The organism is Vibrio xiamenensis (genome assembly GCF_900100015.1).
In the GTDB taxonomy this organism is placed as follows: domain Bacteria; phylum Pseudomonadota; class Gammaproteobacteria; order Enterobacterales; family Vibrionaceae; genus Vibrio; species Vibrio xiamenensis.
In genome coordinates, this window is record NZ_FNDD01000015.1 from 66489 (window position 1) to 88201 (window position 21713).

Here is a 21713-nt window from a genome sequence, read left to right on the forward strand (position 1 = left end):
ACCGATTCGGAATTTTCATACCAGCATTAACGAATAACCCCTGAGGTGAAAGGCATATGCCAGTAGTTAAAGTACGTGAAAACGAACCGTTCGACGTAGCTCTACGTCGTTTCAAGCGCTCTTGCGAAAAAGCAGGTATCCTTTCTGAAGTGCGTCGTCGTGAGCACTACGAAAAACCAACTACCGTTCGCAAACGTGCTAAAGCAGCAGCTCAAAAGCGTCACGCTAAGAAGCTAGCTCGCGAAAACGCTCGTCGCGTTCGTTTGTACTAATAACTGAATCCTTTAGAGGACTTAGTTATGGCTCTTATTGACCAGCTCAAAGAAGAGCAAAAATTAGCGATGAAAGCCAAGGACAAACCGCGCCTTGGCACTATACGTTTAGCCTTATCAGCCATCAAGCAACGAGAAGTCGACGAACGGATTACTCTGTCTGACGACGATATTCTTGCCGTGTTGACTAAAATGGTTAAACAACGTCGCGATTCTGTCGCTCAATATGAAGCTGCCGGTCGTCAAGACTTGGCGGACGCTGAGCAAGCTGAAATTACGATTCTTGAGGACTTTATGCCTCAACCGCTGACTAACGAAGAAGTCGCTGCTCTGATTGAAAGTGCAGTTACCGAATCACAAGCAGCTGGCATGCAAGACATGGGTAAGGTAATGGCAGTGCTCAAGCCTCAAATTCAAGGGCGTGCAGATATGGGTAAAGTTAGTGGTTTAGTTCGCGCTAAACTCGCTTAAGGTTTTACTCAAAAAATATTGCAACAAGCCGTGCTATCCTATGGAACGCACGGCTTGTTTGTATCTCCCCTTCGGCGTTTCTTTTTTTGTTAGGTTTTATGGCAGGACATATTCCCCGCACTTTCATTGATGACCTTCTTGCTCGGCTGGATATTGTCGACATCATTGATGCGCGCGTGAAACTTAAGAAAAAAGGCAAAAATTACAGTGCGTGTTGCCCGTTTCATAATGAGAAGACACCGTCATTTTCAGTCAGCCAAGAGAAACAGTTTTACCACTGCTTTGGTTGCGGTGTTCACGGTAATGCCATTGATTTTTTAATGGAATATGAGCGTCTTGATTTCCCAGATGCGATTGAAGAACTGGCCTCTTTTTTAGGGCTCGAAGTTCCAAGAGAACAACGCCAAGGTGGCAATAGTAGCAGTTCGTCTTCCGCACCACGCGCAAACAGCGAGCAAAAACGCAATCTGTACGATTTAATGGGCAGTATTGCTCAGTTTTATCGTCAGCAGCTCAAGCAAGCCAGTAGCAAACCGGCGATTGAATATCTAAAAAATCGTGGTTTGTCTGGTGAGATTGTCCAAAAGTTCGCCATCGGCTATGTCGCCGATGAATGGGACTTAGTGCGTAAGAACTTCGGTCAAAGTAACCAAGTTCAAGAGATGCTGGTCTCTGGCGGCATGCTCATCGAAAATGACAAAGGTAATCGATACGACCGTTTTCGCGGCCGTATTATGTTCCCAATTCATGATCGCCGTGGACGAGTTATCGGTTTCGGTGGTCGCGTTATTGGCGATGGAACACCAAAATACCTGAACTCGCCTGAAACGCCGATTTTCCATAAAGGCAAAGAGCTTTATGGACTGTACGAAGTACTTCAGGCTTATCGAGAACCACCACAGATTTTGGTGGTCGAAGGGTATATGGATGTCGTTGCTCTCGCTCAATACGGCGTCGACTACTCGGTGGCCTCTTTGGGCACTTCGACGACTGGCGATCATTTGCAAGTCCTGTTTCGTCAAACCAGTAACGTCGTATGTTGCTATGACGGAGATAGAGCGGGCCGTGAAGCGGCATGGCGAGCAATGGAAAATGCCCTACCTTATCTCACCGATGGTCGGCAATTGAGATTCATGTTCTTGCCTGATGGCGAAGACCCTGACTCCTATATTCGCCAGCAAGGTAAAGAAGCGTTTGAGCAACAAGTAAAAAATGCCATACCACTCTCTGAGTTTATGTTTAACTCTTTGATGCAAGATGTCGATACTAGTTCTAAAGAGGGGATGGCAAAGCTCAGTGCACTTGCAGTTCCTTTAATAGAAAAGGTGCCAGGCGGCACTCTGCGACTATACTTAAGAGAACTGCTGGGCAAACGCCTAGGGTTAATGGATGAGCGTCAACTGCAACAGTTAATCAGCAGAGACGACAAAAAACAGAGTCAGCGTCCGCAGCCTCACAAAGAGATCAAACGAACGCCAATGCGCGAAGTGATTGCCCTACTCATCCAGAATCCAAGCTATGCTCAACTGATACCCGATCTCGGCTCAGTGCGAGAATTGCCCGTACCCGGATTGAGTTTATTAGTCGATGTGCTTGATTATTGTAGGGGCAATCCCCATATCAACACCGGAATGCTTTTAGAGCATTGGCGAAATCACAGTCATGAGGCACTTCTGTCTCGTCTCGCAGGGTGGGAAATTCCACTCGATGAAGACAACCAAGAAGATATATTTTTAGACTCATTGGACAAAATTCTTGCCCAGTGCGTAGAGAAACAAATTGAAAAACTGCAGGCCAAAGAGAGAAGCGTCGGCTTATCAGTCGACGAAAGAAGGGAGCTAATGGCACTGATGCTAGATTTAAAAGCGTAACCCTAATTGAATAGTCAGCAACCAATTAATTTGTTAACATGTATGGTTTGCAATTCGCATACTAATTCCTTCACCAGATACTAAGTTGGATACCGTCTATGGATCAAAATCCGCAGTCACAGCTAAAACTCCTTGTTATTAAAGGCAAAGAGCAAGGCTATCTGACCTACGCCGAAGTAAACGACCACCTACCTGCAGAAATCGTAGATTCTGAACAGGTAGAGGACATCATTCAGATGATCAACGACATGGGTATCAAAGTGGTAGAAACTGCCCCTGATGCCGATGACCTTGCCTTGAATGATGACGATACCATTACCGATGAAGATGCGGCGGAAGCAGCAGCAGCGGCGCTTTCTAGTGTGGAAAGTGAAATAGGCCGTACCACTGACCCTGTCCGTATGTACATGCGCGAAATGGGTACGGTTGAACTACTGACTCGCGAAGGTGAAATTGATATCGCTAAGCGTATTGAAGATGGTATCAACCAAGTTCAAAACGCTGTCGCAGTCTACCCTGGTACGATTCCATACATCCTTGAGCAATTCGATAAAGTTCAAGCTGAAGAACTACGTCTAACCGACCTTATTACCGGCTTCGTTGATCCTGACGCTGACGAAACAGCAGCGCCGACCGCGACCCACATCGGTTCTGAACTCGCTGAATCAGATCTTGCAGATGAAGATGACGACAGTGATGACGACGACGATGACGACGATAAAGACGACAGCGACGAAGAAGAAAGCGAAGATGTCGGTATCGATCCAGAACTTGCGCTAGAGAAATTCACTTCTCTACGTAATACATACCAAGATTATCAGCTAGCCATCAACGAGCACGGTGAAAGCAGCACGAAAGCCGATGCCGCTGGCGAGTTAATGTTGGATGTATTTAAAGAGTTCCGTCTGACGCCAAAACAGTTTGACTACCTTGTACAAGAATTACGTACCTCGATGGAACGTGTTCGTACTCAAGAGCGTTTAATTATGCGCTCAGCAGTTGAATACGGCAAAATGCCGAAGAAATCGTTCATTGCTCTGTTTACAGGCAACGAATCTAGCGAAGCTTGGTTAGATGAAGTTTTGGCTTCAGATAAACCATATGCTGACAAGATCAAACGTCATGAAGACGACATTCGCCGTTCGATCTTAAAGCTAAAAACTATCGAAAACGAAACTTCTTTGTGCGTTCAAAGCATTAAAGATATCAGCCGTCGCATGTCGATCGGTGAAGCCAAAGCTCGCCGTGCGAAGAAAGAGATGGTTGAAGCCAACTTACGTTTGGTTATCTCTATTGCGAAGAAATACACCAACCGTGGTTTACAATTCTTGGATCTTATCCAAGAAGGTAACATCGGTTTGATGAAAGCGGTTGATAAATTTGAATACCGTCGTGGTTACAAATTCTCAACCTACGCAACTTGGTGGATTCGTCAGGCAATCACACGTTCAATCGCTGACCAAGCACGTACGATTCGTATTCCGGTGCACATGATCGAAACGATCAACAAACTGAATCGTATCTCGCGTCAAATGCTTCAAGAAATGGGCCGAGAGCCACTTCCTGAAGAGTTGGCAGAGCGTATGCAAATGCCAGAAGACAAGATTCGTAAAGTGCTAAAAATCGCCAAAGAGCCAATCTCAATGGAGACACCAATCGGTGACGACGAAGATTCGCATCTAGGTGACTTTATTGAAGATACAACGCTTGAACTGCCATTGGACTCAGCAACAGCTACCAGTCTAAAAGCAGCAACACGCGATGTTCTTTCAGGATTAACGCCTCGTGAAGCCAAAGTACTGCGTATGCGCTTTGGTATCGATATGAATACCGACCACACGCTTGAAGAGGTAGGTAAGCAGTTCGATGTAACACGTGAACGTATCCGTCAGATTGAAGCGAAGGCACTACGTAAACTTCGTCATCCAAGCCGCTCAGAAACACTGCGTAGCTTCTTGGACGAATAAGATAGTTCGAAACGATGAAAAGGTGAGCATAAGCTCACCTTTTTTGTTGGCATCGCGTTTAAGTGGATAAAAACTAAGCGCATTTAGCCTAGATACTCCCTAGACAGCCTTAGCCGCTTCCCCTATAATTCTCGCTCAGCATTGGCCCCTTAGCTCAGTGGTTAGAGCAGTCGACTCATAATCGATTGGTCCCCAGTTCAAGTCTGGGAGGGGCCACCAAATTAAAGAAGCCTGAAAGCAATCTTGTTTTCAGGCTTTTTACTTTCTACATGAGCCCTAAAAACATCCATTCAATTAGATTTATTAACTAAAATAAGGTCAATAAATAAAATTTTAATCCAAAAAAAATCCAATTGAAGATAGGGAGATTAACGACTCGCTTCCGATAATCAAAACTCATTCTAAGTATTAAAAACAACCGTAATTAGTAATTTCTATCCATTTTTCCGCTGATACTAACCACACCTTTCTGCTCGCTGCCTTTATTTTACTAACAAATATCATCAATTTGATTGAAAAATAGCCAAGTTCTATAAAAGTACCAATTACCCTTGTAGATAAAGCATTTCTCTGCTTGCTGAATATATACTCAACTGACAATTCCATGACATTAACAAGACATTCACCAAACAATCAAAGGAATCATCAGAATAGAGGACATTCATAATGACTCAAATATTGGTAGGTAATACCAACAGCAAAGGTTATGGCTCCGCAGCATCGCTAACTATCTCAAATGGCGATGAAATTACATTAAGTGACGGAAGCTACTATCAAGAAGATTATATCGACACCAACGTCTATGGGTACGTAAACCTCAGCATAGAAAATCTCGCTGGCTGGAATTCGACAGAGACTAAAGAAATCGCCGTCATCGATGGCGACTATGTTGGTCTCAGTATTAGTGATTTTGTTGACGTATACATTGAAGGAGGAAGTTACCAATACATTTCCATTCTTCAGGCCAAACGCGCCACCATCGATTTAGCGGATACAACGGATAATCTCTATCTTTATCTGTCGCCATACAGCAACAATGACCATTGGAGTAATTTATACAGTATTACGCTTGGCTCTGGGGACGATGAAGTTTACTTTAGCCTCGACGGCACAAGTGATACAGAGTCAACCCAATGGACTGAATTTGACGTTGATCTTGGTGATGGCAACGATACATTTCGCTGTGCACTCTATGCTCAAGCAAGTAGTAGTCAACAACGCGACGTCGATGGCGGAGATGGTTTTGATAGCCTCATTCTATCTGAGTCTTCAAGTGCCGATGTCGACTTCGTGAATTTCGAATACGTCGAACTCGACGATGGTGACACTCTCACTTTAGACTTAGAAACACTAGAAAATAATGCATCTTCTAGTTCAGGTTTGATCGTTAACGGAAAAGTCACCCTAGCTGATGACATTAGTTTAGACAGTATGTCGATTACCGAACTGACTGACGAACAGCAAGCGCTGGTTAACGAAAGTGGCTATGATTCTGAAGATATCGTCGCGGTTAATTTAACCATTGATGGCAGCACATATACGCTGTTAATGGAAGAATCCGATATCGACTACAGCAGCTTTGATTTTCCTAATACCCATACCAGCTCCGGCATTACTTATTGGATGGCCTACTATGGTTTTGAGTACTTTGATCTGTGGAGTTCTTACAGCTACGAAAGTACACAATGGCTTGAATTTTCAGTAACGCTTGGTTCCGATGACGACCGGTTTGTGTATCAACTCGCTTCCGCGGCCAATAGTGATATTGAACGTTATGTTGACGGAGGAGATGGCACTGATGTGATTTATCTCGTTGACGATGTAAACGGGGTAACCTTCACGAATTTTGAAACGGTTGCCATTAACCCTAATGAAACCTTAATTATTGACGAAGAAACTCTAGCCAATAACTCTGATGAACTCGCGATCATTGGCAACGCGGAATTAACCACCAATGTCGATACCACTTATATCACATTAGAAACGTCATATCGGGTGTATAGCCATTTTCATTTAAATATCGCGGAATATGGCCCATATTACACCACAGATGATTACACTCCGACGGAAATCACATTAGTTATCGGTGACAACAGTTATGACCTCACGGTTGACTTAGATTACTTTACGTATACCACCGACAAAATAATTTATCAGCTAGTCGATACTTACACGACCGAAGAATTGGGCGGGAATATGGCGTCATTTAACTATGAATTTGGCGAAGATGCGCAAAACGTCCTGTTTGCAATAGAGATCGACGACGGTGGCGAAGATATTTCCCAACTATATAGCTTTGAACTGGACGGCGGCGAAGGCGGTGATGACTTCGATACTTTAATTATTGAAGAAGATCCTACCTACCTTGATTTCTACAACTTTGAGTATGTGGATTATCAAAACGGCACCTTAGTTTTGGATCAAGCACTACTGGCTGATAACGCCTCGGCAGATGATGGCTTGGTCGTGAATGGCAGCGTAGAAATTTCAGATGATATTAACGAAATTTACGTTTCTGAGTTAACCGAAGAGCAGCAAGCGTTGGTCGACAGAGCTGATTTTGATAGTGATGATATCTCTGCGGTTACTGTGTATATCGATGATAGCAGCTACACCTTACTGATGGACGTTGACGACTTAAACTACCAACTCGCCGCTTAATCCTCCCCTGTTATCCCGCTGCGTTGTGGTAGCGGGATTGCTCTCATCACGTTTATCCATACTGTGTATGTCAACTCAAACGAGATCTGCGTCAACTTCTGTCAACAGTGAGTAAAGAATTGCATTTGTTATTTTGAACATTGTTTTTTTGTTTTAAGGTAACCATGTCGTCAAAACAACAATATTAAAAGGAAGTAGCAATGCGCAGTAAATTTAAACCCGTTCAACTCGCGATTATTGGCACACTAGCACTACTATGCTCCGCTTGTGTAATGCATCCGCCAGGTCCAGTTCATCATGGCGCCCAACCAGCTCAAGGCGCTCCACAGGGCTCAGCACCACATGGTCAACAAGGGCAGCCAGGGCAACAAGGGCAGCCAGGGCAACAACCGGCACCACGCTTTAACTAATGACTGAACCACGAAAGTGGATCACCACAGTATCAGCAAAAATGGGGGCATAAGCCCCCATTTTTATTGTCGCCAAAACCGATACAATAAGCGCCCAGTCGTCAGAGATGATGGCTCAGTTGTACTGCTGCCATAATCGCTGATGCACTTGGTAAGCAGTGACAACGGTTTGCTGTTGAATTTCATGCGCAAATACAAACGCTTCTCCGTATAGCGTTTCATCGGGAAATTCTGTAATCAATTGCAATGGTATGTCGCACTCCTCCACTTTAGACACAAAGCAAGGAAACTGGTTAACAATGCGAAACCCGGTGTCACCCGCATGCTGCTGATAAAGCGCTATCTGCCGACGATTAAACTCAACAATCTGCTGATTAAGCGCCAGTTGTGCGGTCAGTTGTTGAATAAACTGCTCGGCATATTCGGCCCAAAAGTCATCATCTTGATAACGAACAATTAAAAAGAAACCTTTGGGAATCGTCCACATTTCAAAGCCTTGTGGAACATAGCCCGATAACGGTCTCGTCCATTCATGGCTCGGATAACCGTGTAGATTAATGTGCAGCTTCGCCTTAGAGAACTGGGTTGCTTGGTGACGAATCGTTTGCTCATAAAATGGCGCACATTGACGATATTCGAGATCGTCACCTAACACGGTATAACGGGCGGCATGGTTCATGTGCTGCGGATTGAGCTGCATAAACTCATGATTAAGCAAATAACCATCAGGATTTTCAAGCGGTGAAATCACCAAATGGGCATTGCTCTTTTGTAACAGTTGCTTGGCAGCGCGCAATGCTCCCACCACACCACTGGTTTCATTGGCGTGCTGTCCGCCGCTGATATAAACCGCAGCGTCGTCACCTTGAATGTATTTGGCATTCACCCTAAATCCTGTGACAGTTTCAGCACTGAATCTCTGGCCGGGTAGATCGTCAAATTGGCGCTCTAACTGCGCGATGGAAATTGGCTGCGAAATAGTGTCCAAATCATCCAACGCCAACGTAGCGAATTCCAAACTCGTGGTTGAAGGCTCATGTAAAGTATAAGGTTCAAGGCGCAGCTCAAGATGATACTGACCATCATGGCTATCGTGAATCAAAGGCACAATTTGCCCAGGCTGACTGTCTCGAGCACTCAGCACTTTTCCTTCTTGATACTTAAACCACTCTTGTATCGAAAAATACAGGTCTTCATGCAGCGCTTCTTTTAAGCTCACCACCTCGTGCTCATAGCCGATGGCATCGTCTTGATAAGGCACTTTGACATCAATGACCAAGCGTTCAAAATACGGTGAATGGCTCGGCCAGTCATAAGCTTGAATACTTGTCATCAACAACTCAAACACTTGCTCAAAGTCGCTTTCTAAGCGCAGTTCTTTACTCAGTCGACCTTGCTTATCAAGAACTTGTATCCAGCCCGTCGGCCTAAACACAAGCTCTCCAGTCGCACTTTGGCATACTATATTTGGCGCTAAAACCACTATCTCTTGTACATCTTGTTGTGCTCGATACACGCGAATTCGATAATGGCTTTCAAGGTTTGAATCGGCAGTAAATACCACAGATTTACTGTCAATCAATGCGGCTAATGGGTAGGCTTCCAACAAAAATCGAGTTGGCGCAGCATGTTGATTTTGCGGATAAAAAATTTCGACTCGTTCAAATGTCTGGTTAGACAAATCAACAGATTCAAGAAAATAGTGCAGCAAGGGTTTGTAAGCACTTAAGATCTCGATATCAAAACCGAGTTCACGAAGCGCCTTCTGCGCTTTAGTACGTGATGTGTGGTCGGCGAAAACCCAGACCCGAATACTCTCACCATCGCAATCCAGCTTTTCCAATTGCTCAGCCAGCTTAGATAAACCGCTCACAACGCGAGTACTCAATAAGCAGGACATAATACTCCTTGTCATCCCTTGTTGATGGCTTTGTTTACGCATAGAACAACACTTAGCGCCTAACACCGACTGCCATATCGACCGCCGACTCAGTGAAACGCAGCACGACTCAAACATGATGGCGATGAAAGTGAACGACATCAACCGCTTTTAAGTGCACACACCTCTATATAGAACCATTAACGACTGTATTGCTGTGGTTAAAGTGAATACGTTTTCTATGGCGCCTAGAGCTTCGCTTGATAATAAAGTGAATGAGGCATCGGCTTATTGGGGTAGCGATGACAACGAATGGAATTATATTAATTTCAATAAGTTAAAAAGGCCTGAGCAGCACTCAGACCTTTTGGATCATAGGTAACCCAAAGCAATTAGATCATAGGTGACCTAAAGCTGATTAAGCTTCACTGCGTTGGGTTGAGATGGGCGTTGATTGCTTTTTTCTCATCCACAACATGATGCAACCTAGTACTGCAAATGGAACGATTGGGTCGATTAACGTGCCACCTTGACCAAAGATCAGGTTAAGTAGCATGACAATACTGGCACCAATTGCCCAAGCAATCGTTGATGTCACCGTCCACACTTTCAATTGATCGGCCAACTCAGTAATGCCTAGAGTGCGGCTGATAATATGGAAGTAAGAGTCGTTTAAGTGTGAGAAGCCGACTGGGCCTACCGCACATGCGAGAGCCACGAATACCGGGTCGAGCCCTAGGGTATCCACCAGCGGCAATGTCATGGTTGCAGCAACCATCATAGATGCGGTGGCTGAGCCTTGAATCAAACGCAACATAGAAGCAATCGCAAGAGGAACAAGCAGTGGTGGAATGCCACTGCTGGCAATCGCTTCTGCCACTTGTGGGCCAGCACCTGACGCTTTTAACACTGCGCCCATCGCGCCGCCACAGCCCGTCACAACCAAAATCAGGCCTGTGGTTGAAAGCGCATCGTCCATTGAGCCGATCATATCTTTGCGTTCAATATTGCGAGTCAAACCGTAAAGTGCCAACAACACGCCAAGACCCACAGCGACAACGGGGTTACCCAACAAAGCAACCACGGCATGGAATAATGAATCACCTTTACCGACCAAGGTTGCGGTCAGAATCAATACGATAGGAATCAATATCGGGCCAAATGATAGGAAATTGCTGGGTAGATCTTTGTCATCGCTTTCTTGCACTTTCTCAAGATTCGCCCAATCCGCTTGGCTGGTAATCCAGTTTTCACCATTCGGTACTCGGTAATATTCTTGACCGACTTTACGAATGTAGAACAGCGACAGCAACATCATAGGTACTGATACAATCAGTCCCCACAACATGTAGACGCCAAGATCTACATCCAGAATGCCCGCGACAGCAACCGGGCCTGGTGTTGGCGGCACAAGCGCGTGGGTAATCAGCAAACCAAGTGCCAGCGTGACACCCAGTCCGACTGATGACTTACCTGTATTGCGCGAAATAGCGCGAACGAGTGAGTGTAAAATGATGTAGGCAGAGTCACAGAAAACTGGAATTGCGACCAGAACGCCAGTAAAACCAAGTGCGATATCTTCGCGCCCTTTGCCGCATAGCTTCACAAAGGTCTTGGCCATTCTTACCGCTGCGCCAGAGCGTTCAAAGCATGCGCCCATGATGACACCAAAGGCGATAATCAGCCCGATACCACCAAGCACGCCGCCAAAGCCAGCCTTGATCGCATTGACGACTTCGGTTGGCGCCATGCCAGCGAATAAGCCCATGATGATACTAGCAATAACCATCGCGAGAGCGACGGGGATACGTGTTTTGATGATCATTACCATCATGGCCACGATGCCAAGTATGATACCGATTAGAGCAGAGTCCATGTTTCACTTCCTATTGGATTTATCTATTTTGTAGTTATGAGTAGCCACTGCCTCGCTGCGAGGCAGTCGATAAATAGCCAAGACGTTATTACTAAACCAAGCTGACGTTATAAGTAACGTTTTACCCAGCTTAGACCTTGTTCGGTGCCTGCTTTCGGCTTGTATTCACAGCCAATCCAGCCGCTATAACCAGACTCATCAAGCACATCAAACAAGTACGGATAGTTGAGTTCTCCTTCTGATGGTTCATTGCGGTGAGGCACTGACGCAATTTGGATATGACCAGTAACCGGCGCCAAATCTTTGATCAGTACGCTTAAGTCTCCATCCATAATTTGGGCGTGGTAGAGGTCCAGTTGAAGCTTAACGTTCGGGCGTTCAACCTGAGCAATAAGCGCAGCCGCATCACGTTGATGAGCGACGAAATACCCAGGTGCGTCACGGGTATTGAGGGGTTCGATAACCAACTCAATGCCGTGCAGAGCAAACTTATCTGCCGCGTAGCGAATATTGGCAATAAACGTATCAACATGTTGCTGGTAGCTATAGCGCTTATCGACAATGCCAGACATGGCATGCACTTTTTTGCAATTTAGCGCGTTGGCGTACAACAGCGCGGTATCAACACTGGCCTTAAATTCTTGTTCTCGCCCAGGCAGGGCTGCCATACCTTTCTCGCCGGCACCCCAATCACCCGGAGGCATGTTAAATAACGCTTGCTCAAAGTGATATTGCTCAAGCAGTTGTGCTAACTGCTGTGGCTCGTAGTCATAAGGAAAAAGAAATTCAATCGCTTTAAATCCCGCTTGATGGGCTTTTTCAAAGCGTTGTAAGAAGTCGACCTCGTTAAACAACATGGTCAAGTTAGCAGCAAATTTAGCCATTATTTTCCTCTCCCTTTCAGATCGTTCACCTCATCATCAGTAAGGTAACGAACCGGATGATCTTTCAATAAAAACATCAACTTAGCTGTTTCTTCCAGCTCTTCAGCATTATCGACAGCATCTTCAAGATCAACGCCAGTGATAACCGGGCCATGATTAGCCAGTAAGAAGGCGCGATAATCCGCCGCTCGTTTGCCAAGCTCAGTCGCAATGCGAGGCTCGCCCGGACGAAGGTAAGGAATCACCGGAAGCTCACCAATCCGCATCACGTAATAAGGTGTGAATGCGCGAATGGCGTTGTCCATGTTGAGATTATCAAGGCACGACAGCGCAGTGAGATATGTCGAATGCAAATGCACAATCGCGTTGCAATTCGGGTTGTTACGATAAATTTCGAGGTGAAAAGCGACCTCTTTCGAAGCGCGCTTACCCGACAATAAGTTGCCATCAAGATCGACCACTGATAGCTCATCGGCGACTAAGCGACCAAACGATGACCCCGTGGGTGTGGCAAGTACATCGCCACTTGGCAGTTTGAGGGATAAATTGCCCGCGCCGCCGGTGGCGTAGCCACGTTCAAACATCGAACGAGCGAGCGTCACCATTTGCTCTCTCAATTGCTGTTCAGTCATAGATAAAACTCCTGCGCTTTTGCAAAGAAATGCTCATCACCAAAATTGCCAGACTTAAGTGCCAAACACAGCGATCCATCAACCGATTTCACCCAAGGTACGCCCGGGGCAATTTGCGGACCGATATGAAAACCTTGCACTCCCAAACTTTGCGTTACGGTGCCGGAAGTTTCGCCACCAGCGACAATAAAGTTCTTCACACCCGCTTCTTTCAGTTGATGAGCAAGACGGCTAAAGAAAGCTTCCACGGCTTCACTTGAGACTTGAGCGCCATATTTTGCTTGGATCTTGTGTAGCTGTTCCGCCGGTTGGGTGGCATAGATCATCGGTGCCCAATCGCTATCAATGTTGTTCATCACCCATGCAAACACATGATCGACATAACTTTGATCTTCTAAACACGCTTCAACTTCGACTAAGAAGCTCGGCGCTTGATCGCGATACACCGCCACTTGTTGATTGGTCATCAAAGAGCACGATCCGGATAGCACCACACTTTTGGCTTTGGTTGGCAAACCGGCGGTTTTTGCCGCGCTTTGATCCGCCAGATGATCTGCCCAATTCTGCGCAATCCCTGCCGCAAGACCAGAGCCACCAGTGATCAAAGTTAGCGACTGACTCGCCGCGCCCAAAATGCTCAAATGATTGGCATTGAAAGCATCAACCACAGCGTAGCGACGCCCTTGTGCGCGCAATTTGGCAAATTCTTCGACCACTGCCGCCGTGCCCTGCTCGATTACCTGATAGTTGACCAGTCCCGCCTCACCGCGTGACTGAGCGTTCATCAAACGAATTAAGCTTGAATCTGTCATTGGGGTCACCGGATGATGGCGCATACCAGATTCATTGAGTGGCTCGCCCAACACGAACAAATGACCGTTGAACACAGTGCGACCATTGACAGGGAGCGCTGGGCAAACCAACGTAAAGTCTTGCTCTAGCGCATCAAGCAGCGCATCCGTGACTGGGCCAATGTTTCCTTTGGCTGTGCTATCAAACGTCGAACAATATTTGAAATAAAACTGCTGACAACCTTGAGCTTTTAGCCATGCCAACGCCTCTAGCGATTGGGATACCGCTTGTTCAACTGGGCAAGAACGAGATTTCAAGCTAATGACGACGGCATCGGCATCTACGTCGATCTCAGCAGACGGCACACCATTGAGCTGTACGGTACGCATACCATTTTCGACTAAGAATCCCGCAATATCGGTTGCACCAGTAAAATCGTCGGCAATCACTCCTAATAACATGCTTACTTCTCCACGCCAGGTAAGTCGATACCACTGAAGATTTTGATAACTGCGCTATCATCTTGTTGGCCAAAACCGGCATTGCTGGCGGAAGTGAACATATTGAGAGCTGCGCTAGAGAGCGGCAGTGGGAATTTGAGCGCCTGAGCCGTGTCGGCAACCAAGTTGAGGTCTTTAACAAAGATATCGACCATCGAGGTTGGGGTGTAATCCCCATCCACTACATGCTTCATGCGGTTTTCAAACATCCATGAGTTGCCCGCCGCGTTGGTCACGACTTCGTACATGGTATCGAGGGGAATATTCGCTCTGGCAGCCAAAGCCATTGCTTCAGCGCCCGCAGCAATATGAACGCCTGCTAGCAGTTGGTGGATGATTTTAACTGTCGCGCCAAGCCCGATCTCTTCACCGATGTTGTACACTTTGGCAGCGGTCGCTTGTAGTACAGGTTCCAGTTTGGCAAACGCTTGAGCGCTACCTGACGCCATCACCGTCATATCGCCTGTTTCCGCTTTCGCCGCCCCGCCAGAAACCGGAGCATCAAGCATGATCAAATCAAATTCTTTCAGTTTGGCTTCGATCTCTTTCGCATCTTGAGCCGAGATCGTAGCGGAAACCATTACGGCTGTTTTCGGCTTAAGATTACTAGCTAAACCAGAATCAAATAATACTGATTTGACTTGTTTGGCGTTGATCACCAGCAGCAACACAGCGTCGAGTTTATTGGCAAATAGATTGGCATCTTCGGCGACTTGTTTAGCGCCAAATTCTTTTAAAGTTTGTAGTGCGGTCGGATTCAAATCGACGCCATAGACATCTAATCCAGCACGAACACAAGACTTCGCTGCGCCCATACCCATAGAACCCAATCCGATTACCGCGACCGATTTTGTTGTTTGCTCATTCATACTCTTTTTCTCGCTGGTCAATTTAATGCAGAGTGTTAATTAATGTTATTTGTTGTGATTATATGTGAAACACATATTAAAAATCGTACACAAATCACAAATAAACACAATAATTCACATGATATTGATAAGTACTTGATTTTGAATCACCAATATAACGGACATGAATCGTAATGTTTGCATCACAAACGAGACCTAATTAACAATAATTAACATAACTTCACATCCATAATCGGTACTGTTAATATGTGAAAAAACAGCGAGTAACCATCAATCATGATTCCAGCAGAACGTCAGAAAACCATTTTGTCCCTGCTCTCTTCACAGAAAGTGATCAGCATTAATGAGCTGGTTGAACATTTAGATGTGTCGCATATGACGATTCGTCGTGACATTGTTAAATTGGAACAGCAAGGAAAAGTGCTGTCCGTTTCTGGTGGGGTGCAATTAACTCAGTTGCTTCATCAGGAGCCTTCTCACGATGCTAAAGCAGCGCAGCAGGCACAAGAAAAGGCGGCAATTGGCGTATTGGCCAGCCAGCTGGTGACCGAGAGCGCCACGATTTACCTTGATGCAGGAACAACCACTTTGGAACTCGCTCATCAACTTGCCGAGCGTAGCGACCTTACTGTTATTACTAATGATTTTGTGATTGCCGCTTATTTTATGCAGCATAGCCAATGTGAGGTTTACCATACCGGTGGACGGGTGGATCGCGAGAATCAATCCTGTGTCGGCAGTAAAGTGGCAGACTTTCTCAATACCATGAATATTGATATCGCATTTGTATCGACATCCTCTTGGAACTTGCACGGTTTATCGACGCCGAGTGAGCCCAAAGTGATCGTCAAACGCGCAATTGCTCAGGCTTCACAAAGCGTGGTGCTAGTCTCAGACTCTTCAAAGTACGGCAAGATTGCCACCTTTCATGCGCTGGATATCGAAAAATTTGACCTTGTGGTCACCGACAGCCACTTTCCCCTCAGTGTTAAACAAGAGTTGGAAGAAAAAGATATTCGTGTTCTGATGCCCTAGCCAGCCTGCAAATTGCGCCCAAAAATAACGGGAACCCATGGGTTCCCGTTACCTACAGCAACAAAGCAAAGTGACAATTGACATTCTTTTATAATAGTGTGCTTTCGCATTAGCAACATTAGCAATAAATCGCTGACTTCCCAGCATAAAGCTGTCGTTTTGTGAGCGAGTTAAGCTTTGTATTTTGCCATTGTGAGCGTTACACCAAGCCATTACTTGCCCCTCGAAAATTCGCCTTTCTTCATCAAATCGTCATACGAACATCATCAAACACTCACTGAACTGTCTCGTGAGTGAAACATGGCTTTTCTACCATCTCCCTAACTTGATTAGCGAGATAAGACCATATGGGAATTGCAAGTCCGTTTCGATTGCCAAGGAAAACGCCGTTTGGCCTTGGTGAAGGTGTTGCAGAATGGGCAACAGGGTTAAACAAGCTTGATAAGTTTTACGCTAAGCGACCGGCGGGAATAGATACTCGGGGCTTTTTGCGTTTTACCTTAGAAGTGCTCGGGATTGATTATCAGATCACTCAAGGTACGCTTTCTGAGGTTCCCACCAGCGGGCCAACCATAGTGGTCGCCAACCACCCGCTCGGTTGTGTCGAAGGGGTCATCTTAGCGGAGCTGCTACTGATGCTACGCAGTGATGTAAAAATCCTCGCCAATCAATATCTCAAGACCGTTCCTGAATTAGATCAACTGTTTATTGGTGTTGATGTGTTTGAAGGCAAAAACGCCCATCAAGCCAATTTGCTGGCACTGCGTGAAGCAAACCGCCACCTCAAGCAACAAGGTTTGCTACTGCTATTTCCGGCCGGTGAAGTATCAAAAATGGTCGACAGCAAAACTAAAAAGCTGGAAGACAAAGAGTGGAGCCGCTCGGTCGCATCTTTAGTCAACAAACACCAAGCCACGACCGTACCAGTGTTTATCAAAGGCCAAAATTCACGTCGCTTTTATCTGGCGGGCAAGGTTCATCCGCTGCTACGTACTTTGATGCTCGGACGAGAACTGCTGAATAAACAAGCACAGTGTATTGAGCTCTTTATTGGCGATGCCATCAAATATAAAGAGATCAGTAAGCTCGACGACCTAAAAATGGTCAACTATTTGCGTCTCAACACCTATCTACTCGGTCAGGCTGATCATACGCTGAAACATAGTCAACCAAGCCGTAGCTCCAATAACGCCACCAGTGACATCGCGCCACGTCTGCCAGCCCAGACGCTAAGCGATGATATTGCACATATTCCAAACGACCACCATCTGCTGTCGCACCAAGAGTTTGATGTCTACTGCACTCAAGCTAAATACATTCCCGCGCTGATGCATGAAATTGGTCGTCAAAGAGAGCTCAACTTTCGCCAAGTAGGCGAAGGCACGGGGAAAGCGCTGGATTTGGACCTGTATGATGACGACTACCACCACTTATTTATTTGGGATAAAGACAAACAGCAATTAGTTGGCGCCTATCGTTTAGGATTAGTGGATACACTGCTAAAGCGCCGCGGACTTGATGGTTTGTATTCCAGAACTTTATTCGATTATGACCAAGCCTTTATCGACAAAATGGGCCACTCGATTGAACTAGGGCGCTCAGTTATCGCCAGTGAGTATCAGAAATCGATGACAGCTTTACTGCTATTGTGGAAAGGCATCGCCACTTTCGTCTACAAACATCCCCACTACACCCATCTCTATGGCCCAGTCAGCATCAGCAACGACTATAGTGATAGCGCGCGCCAGCTGCTGGCACAGACGTTAACTTTGCATCATTACGATCTCGAACGTGCAGAACACGTCAAACCCATTTCACCACTTGGTAAACAAAGCCAATGGAACACCAATATGCTCACCGCTTTGGCTGATATCCAGTTATTGTCTAAAGTGATTAGTCGCCTCGACCAAGGTCGCGGTGTTCCCGTACTGCTACGCCAATACCTTGGCCTGAATGGCAAATTGGTCAGTTTCAATGTCGACGCCGATTTTAATCATTCGCTCGACGGCTTAATTTTGGTTGATCTTACCGACGTAGAATCGAAAACACTCGGGCGCTATATGGGTAACGAACAAGCTAAGCAATATCTCAACCTCCACCATAACAACCAGTGTGCTCACGGCTAAGCACCGAAAACACATAGCGTCAGGCCAATTGAGCCTGACGCTATGTTTCTGGACAAAACCGAATTTATGCTCACATAATCGTTTAATCATTTAAGATTAAAGGACTTTTTGATGGGCTTTATGATTGACCACTGGGACTTCAATGCCTCCCCAGCGATTCAGCAACCGCTTGATGACTCAAAGCTACAACCCAACCATTGGTACCACTGTGAACGCATGAATCCCGACCTTCGCAGCTGGCTATTAAACAATGGCATTCCAGACAGTACCGTTGAGCACCTGCTTGCCGACGAAACTCGTCCTTCGTTTCATCAATACGATACTGATAACTTTATGTTGATCTTACGTGGCATCAATATGAACAGTAACGACACGCCTGAAAACATGCTCAGCGTTCGAATCCTTTACTACAACGGCACTTTGATCTCGACACGTAAAATTCCGTCCCGTTCGATCTTGGAGATCCGCCAAGCACTTGAAAAACAAAAAGGTCCAAACGATCTTTCCGAACTGTTATTGCAGATCATTGATGGATTGAGCAATAAGATCGATCTCTATCTCGAAGACATCGATGCTGCGATCAATGCGTTCGACATTAACGACAGCACCACTCATGACGCAATCGATACTCAAAAAGCGCTATTGAGAATCAAGCGTTTTATTCGTCCACAACTGTATGCCATTCGTGACTTTTCCGAGTCCGAAACCTCGCCGATGCAGCAGCATGAACATCATGCTCACTACGCGCTCAATAACATTACTCGTATTAACGAAACTATCGATTTCTACTTGGGTGAACTAGACTTGATGCGAGATGAGATTCGCCATTTGCATGACGAGCAGGTCAACCAAAATAGCTATCTGTTTACGGTTGTGGCTGCGATATTCCTGCCGACCAGTTTCTTAACCGGTTTACTCGGCATCAATATCGGCGGCATACCGGGAACCGAGAATCCAAGTGCCTTTCTTTGGTTTTGTTTAGGCTTGCTGGTGATATTTGGTGCCGAGATATGGTTGCTTCGCTACCTCAAATTCTTTAACAAAAATTGAGTGATGCGATGAATGAAAGAGTAACGAAAAACTTTGTCACAAAGTTTCAAAACTCCGAATCTTGCTGGTTGAAAATCTGGCGGAGCCATTAAATGCCGCAAAAATCGAGATGTAGATCACTTAATTTTCGAACATATATAAATTTAAGCATTCAAATGTGATCAACATCTCAATATATTTTTATTAACAATTTAAATATAAGTGACATACATCACTACCAAATTTATTGACAAATACAAATTTATAAATTTGTAATTTATTTACACCGTCAATCATTGATGGCGATCACATAAAAATCTCTTGCCGGATGGTTTTTATATGGGGCTGATCACGAAAACCCCGTCCTCAGCTCTATTTGGAAATTGTGTGGTAAATTGATTGGGTACTAAGCAAACAATAAACGGTTTTGGCAAACCGTTACTACAACAATGTCTATCAGAACATCGAACGGGGAACTGTTATGATATCACCAGACGCAAAGGTCAAGATACAAAATTTTGGTCGATTCCTGTCTAACATGGTTATGCCCAACATAGGGGCATTTATTGCATGGGGCTTTATTACAGCTCTATTTATTCCAACTGGTTGGTTGCCGAACGAAGCATTGGCATCCATGGTTGGCCCAATGATTACTTACCTTCTACCTCTGCTCATTGGTTACACTGGCGGTAAATTGGTTGCCGGAGAGCGCGGTGCGGTAGTTGGCGCCATTACCACTATGGGCGTGATCGTCGGTACCGATATTCCAATGTTTATGGGTGCGATGATGGCTGGCCCTCTTGGTGGTTGGGCTATCAAAACGTTCGATAAAAAAGTCGACGGTAAAATCAAAAGCGGTTTTGAGATGTTGGTTAACAACTTCTCAGCTGGCATCATTGGTATGATCCTAGCGATTCTCGCGTTCTACTTTATTGGTCCTTTCGTTAAGATTCTTTCTAGCGTGTTAGCATCTGGCGTGCACTTCCTCGTTTCAGCTCATCTACTGCCGCTAACATCGATCTTTGTTGAACCAGCGAAAATTCTATTCCTGAACAACGCCATCAACCACGGTATTTTCTCTCCACTTGGAATCCAAGAATCAGCAGAAACGGGTAAATCGATCTTCTTCCTTATCGAAGCGAACCCAGGTCCTGGCTTAGGTATCCTGCTTGCTTACATGGTATTTGGTAAAGGCACCGCGAAACAAACTGCGGGCGGCGCATCGATCATTCATTTCTTTGGTGGTATTCACGAAATTTACTTCCCGTACATTTTGATGAATCCTCGTCTGATCCTTGCTGCTATCGCAGGTGGTATGACTGGCGTATTCACCCTGACTGTGTTTGATGCAGGTATCGTTTCACCCGCCTCACCTGGCTCTATCTTTGCCGTACTGCTGATGGCATCGAAAAGTTCTATCCCAGGTGTATTGTGCTCTATCGGCGCTGCAGCACTGGTTTCATTTACCGTTGCTTCACTACTAATGAAAGCACAGCGTAATACCGAGCAAGACGGCGACGCCGATGCACTTGAAAACGCCACCGCGCAAATGAAAGACATGAAAGCGAGCTCAAAAGGTGCTTCAAGCCAAAACGGTTCAACTGAGCTCGATATGGCTAACGTACAGAGCATCATCGTTGCGTGTGACGCAGGTATGGGCTCAAGTGCAATGGGCGCAAGTATGTTACGTAAAAAAGTTCAACAAGCAGGTTTGAATATTAATGTAACCAACTTAGCAATCAACAACTTAGAAGAAGGCGTGGACATCGTGATTACTCATAAAGATTTGACCGAGCGTGCACGTAAGTACGTGCCAAATGCATACCATGTTTCTCTGACGAACTTCCTCGACAGTGAAATGTATAACCAATTGGTGTCTAAACTGGCTGATGCACAAGGCAGTTTGAAAGCAGCTAATGATGACCAAAACATCAAAATGTCTCTGTTGGCCGCCAACGAAGACAACCTAGCAGAGTCGCAACCAGCGGTTTTTCAAATAGAGCGCCATAACATTCATTTAGGTTTAGAAGCAGAGAACAAAGAACAAGCGATTCGTTACGCAGGTAACAAGTTGGTTGAGCTTGGTTATGTAGAACCAGAATACGTGGATGCGATGTTTGAACGTGAGCAAATGGTCTCGACTTACCTTGGTGAATCGATTGCCGTTCCTCATGGCACGGTTGCAGCAAAAGATCGCGTGATCAAAACCGGTATCGTCATCTGTCAGTACCCATCTGGCGTACAATTTGGTGATGATAAAGAAGACGTCGCTAAGTTGGTCATTGGTATTGCTGCGAAAAATGACGAGCATATTCAAGTCATTACTGCCATCACTAACGCCTTAGATGATCCAGATAACATCGAAAAACTCACCCAAACGACCAATGTTGAAGACGTAATCAACATTCTTTCGGGTCACCAAGCCGCTTAACGGCAACT

At 45.6% G+C, this 21713-nt stretch carries 16 protein-coding genes and 1 tRNA gene; 11 read left to right on the top strand and 6 right to left on the bottom strand.

Going from position 1 to position 21713, the window contains the following annotated elements; genetic code table 11:
- The first annotated feature begins 56 nt into the window (after positions 1-56).
- From rpsU to BLS03_RS13330, 7 genes are all read left to right on the top strand, one after another.
- Positions 57-272, top strand: coding sequence for a 30S ribosomal protein S21 (gene rpsU, locus BLS03_RS13300; RefSeq protein ID WP_001145625.1), 216 nt, complete (start codon positions 57-59; stop codon positions 270-272).
- A gap of 27 nt (positions 273-299) precedes the next feature.
- Positions 300-743 (top strand): GatB/YqeY domain-containing protein, encoded by a 444-nt coding sequence (locus tag BLS03_RS13305; RefSeq protein ID WP_093274749.1) that lies wholly within the window; start codon positions 300-302, stop codon positions 741-743.
- A gap of 98 nt (positions 744-841) precedes the next feature.
- The gene (dnaG, locus tag BLS03_RS13310; RefSeq protein WP_093274752.1) at positions 842-2614 is read left to right on the top strand and encodes a DNA primase; all 1773 of its coding nucleotides are present in this window, start codon (positions 842-844) and stop codon (positions 2612-2614) included.
- A 98-nt stretch (positions 2615-2712) separates the two neighbouring features.
- On the top strand, positions 2713-4581 hold the full coding sequence (rpoD, locus tag BLS03_RS13315; protein WP_093274755.1) for an RNA polymerase sigma factor RpoD: 1869 nt from the start codon (positions 2713-2715) through the stop codon (positions 4579-4581).
- Positions 4582-4724: 143 nt separating this feature from the next.
- Positions 4725-4800: transfer RNA gene (locus BLS03_RS13320), tRNA-Ile, on the top strand.
- Between the two features lie 447 nt (positions 4801-5247).
- A complete protein-coding gene (locus BLS03_RS13325; RefSeq protein ID WP_093274757.1) occupies positions 5248-7242 on the top strand; it encodes a hypothetical protein in 1995 nt (664 codons plus the stop codon).
- A gap of 200 nt (positions 7243-7442) precedes the next feature.
- Positions 7443-7652, top strand: coding sequence for a hypothetical protein (locus tag BLS03_RS13330; RefSeq protein WP_093274759.1), 210 nt, complete (start codon positions 7443-7445; stop codon positions 7650-7652).
- A 115-nt stretch (positions 7653-7767) separates the two neighbouring features.
- Here the strand turns inward: BLS03_RS13330 and BLS03_RS13335 are convergent, their stop codons facing one another.
- The 6 genes from BLS03_RS13335 to ltnD all read right to left on the bottom strand — a co-directional run bounded on the left by BLS03_RS13335 (position 7768) and on the right by ltnD (position 15084).
- Positions 7768-9552 (bottom strand): M14 family zinc carboxypeptidase, encoded by a 1785-nt coding sequence (locus BLS03_RS13335; RefSeq protein WP_093274762.1) that lies wholly within the window; start codon positions 9550-9552, stop codon positions 7768-7770.
- 397 nt (positions 9553-9949) lie between these two features.
- The gene (locus BLS03_RS13340; RefSeq protein WP_093274763.1) at positions 9950-11407 is read right to left on the bottom strand and encodes a GntP family permease; all 1458 of its coding nucleotides are present in this window, start codon (positions 11405-11407) and stop codon (positions 9950-9952) included.
- 107 nt (positions 11408-11514) lie between these two features.
- Positions 11515-12291: a 2-oxo-tetronate isomerase gene (gene otnI / locus BLS03_RS13345; RefSeq protein WP_093274765.1), complete on the bottom strand. Its 777-nt coding sequence runs from the start codon at positions 12289-12291 to the stop codon at positions 11515-11517.
- Complete coding sequence (gene otnC, locus BLS03_RS13350; protein WP_093274767.1) at positions 12291-12923, bottom strand: 3-oxo-tetronate 4-phosphate decarboxylase; 633 nt, start codon at positions 12921-12923, stop codon at positions 12291-12293. Before otnC ends, otnI begins: the two co-directional genes overlap by 1 nt.
- Positions 12920-14176 (bottom strand): 3-oxo-tetronate kinase, encoded by a 1257-nt coding sequence (gene otnK, locus BLS03_RS13355; RefSeq protein ID WP_093274770.1) that lies wholly within the window; start codon positions 14174-14176, stop codon positions 12920-12922. The genes otnC and otnK overlap by 4 nt, the downstream gene beginning before the upstream one ends.
- A 2-nt stretch (positions 14177-14178) precedes the next feature.
- Positions 14179-15084 carry an L-threonate dehydrogenase gene (ltnD, locus tag BLS03_RS13360; RefSeq protein WP_093274774.1) on the bottom strand — a complete coding sequence of 302 codons (906 nt, stop codon included), beginning with the start codon at positions 15082-15084 and terminating at the stop codon, positions 14179-14181.
- 276 nt (positions 15085-15360) lie between these two features.
- On the opposite strand from ltnD, the gene BLS03_RS13365 reads away from it, so the two are divergent.
- The 4 genes from BLS03_RS13365 to BLS03_RS13380 all read left to right on the top strand — a co-directional run bounded on the left by BLS03_RS13365 (position 15361) and on the right by BLS03_RS13380 (position 21705).
- Complete coding sequence (locus BLS03_RS13365; protein ID WP_093274776.1) at positions 15361-16119, top strand: DeoR/GlpR family DNA-binding transcription regulator; 759 nt, start codon at positions 15361-15363, stop codon at positions 16117-16119.
- A gap of 347 nt (positions 16120-16466) precedes the next feature.
- Complete coding sequence (locus BLS03_RS13370) at positions 16467-18245, top strand: bifunctional lysophospholipid acyltransferase family protein/GNAT family N-acetyltransferase (protein ID WP_093274778.1); 1779 nt, start codon at positions 16467-16469, stop codon at positions 18243-18245.
- A gap of 111 nt (positions 18246-18356) precedes the next feature.
- Entirely contained in the window at positions 18357-19295 is a 939-nt protein-coding gene (locus BLS03_RS13375) for a CorA family divalent cation transporter (protein ID WP_093274781.1), read from the top strand.
- Between the two features lie 460 nt (positions 19296-19755).
- The gene (locus BLS03_RS13380) at positions 19756-21705 is read left to right on the top strand and encodes a PTS mannitol transporter subunit IICBA (protein ID WP_093274783.1); all 1950 of its coding nucleotides are present in this window, start codon (positions 19756-19758) and stop codon (positions 21703-21705) included.
- Positions 21706-21713 lie beyond the last annotated feature (8 nt).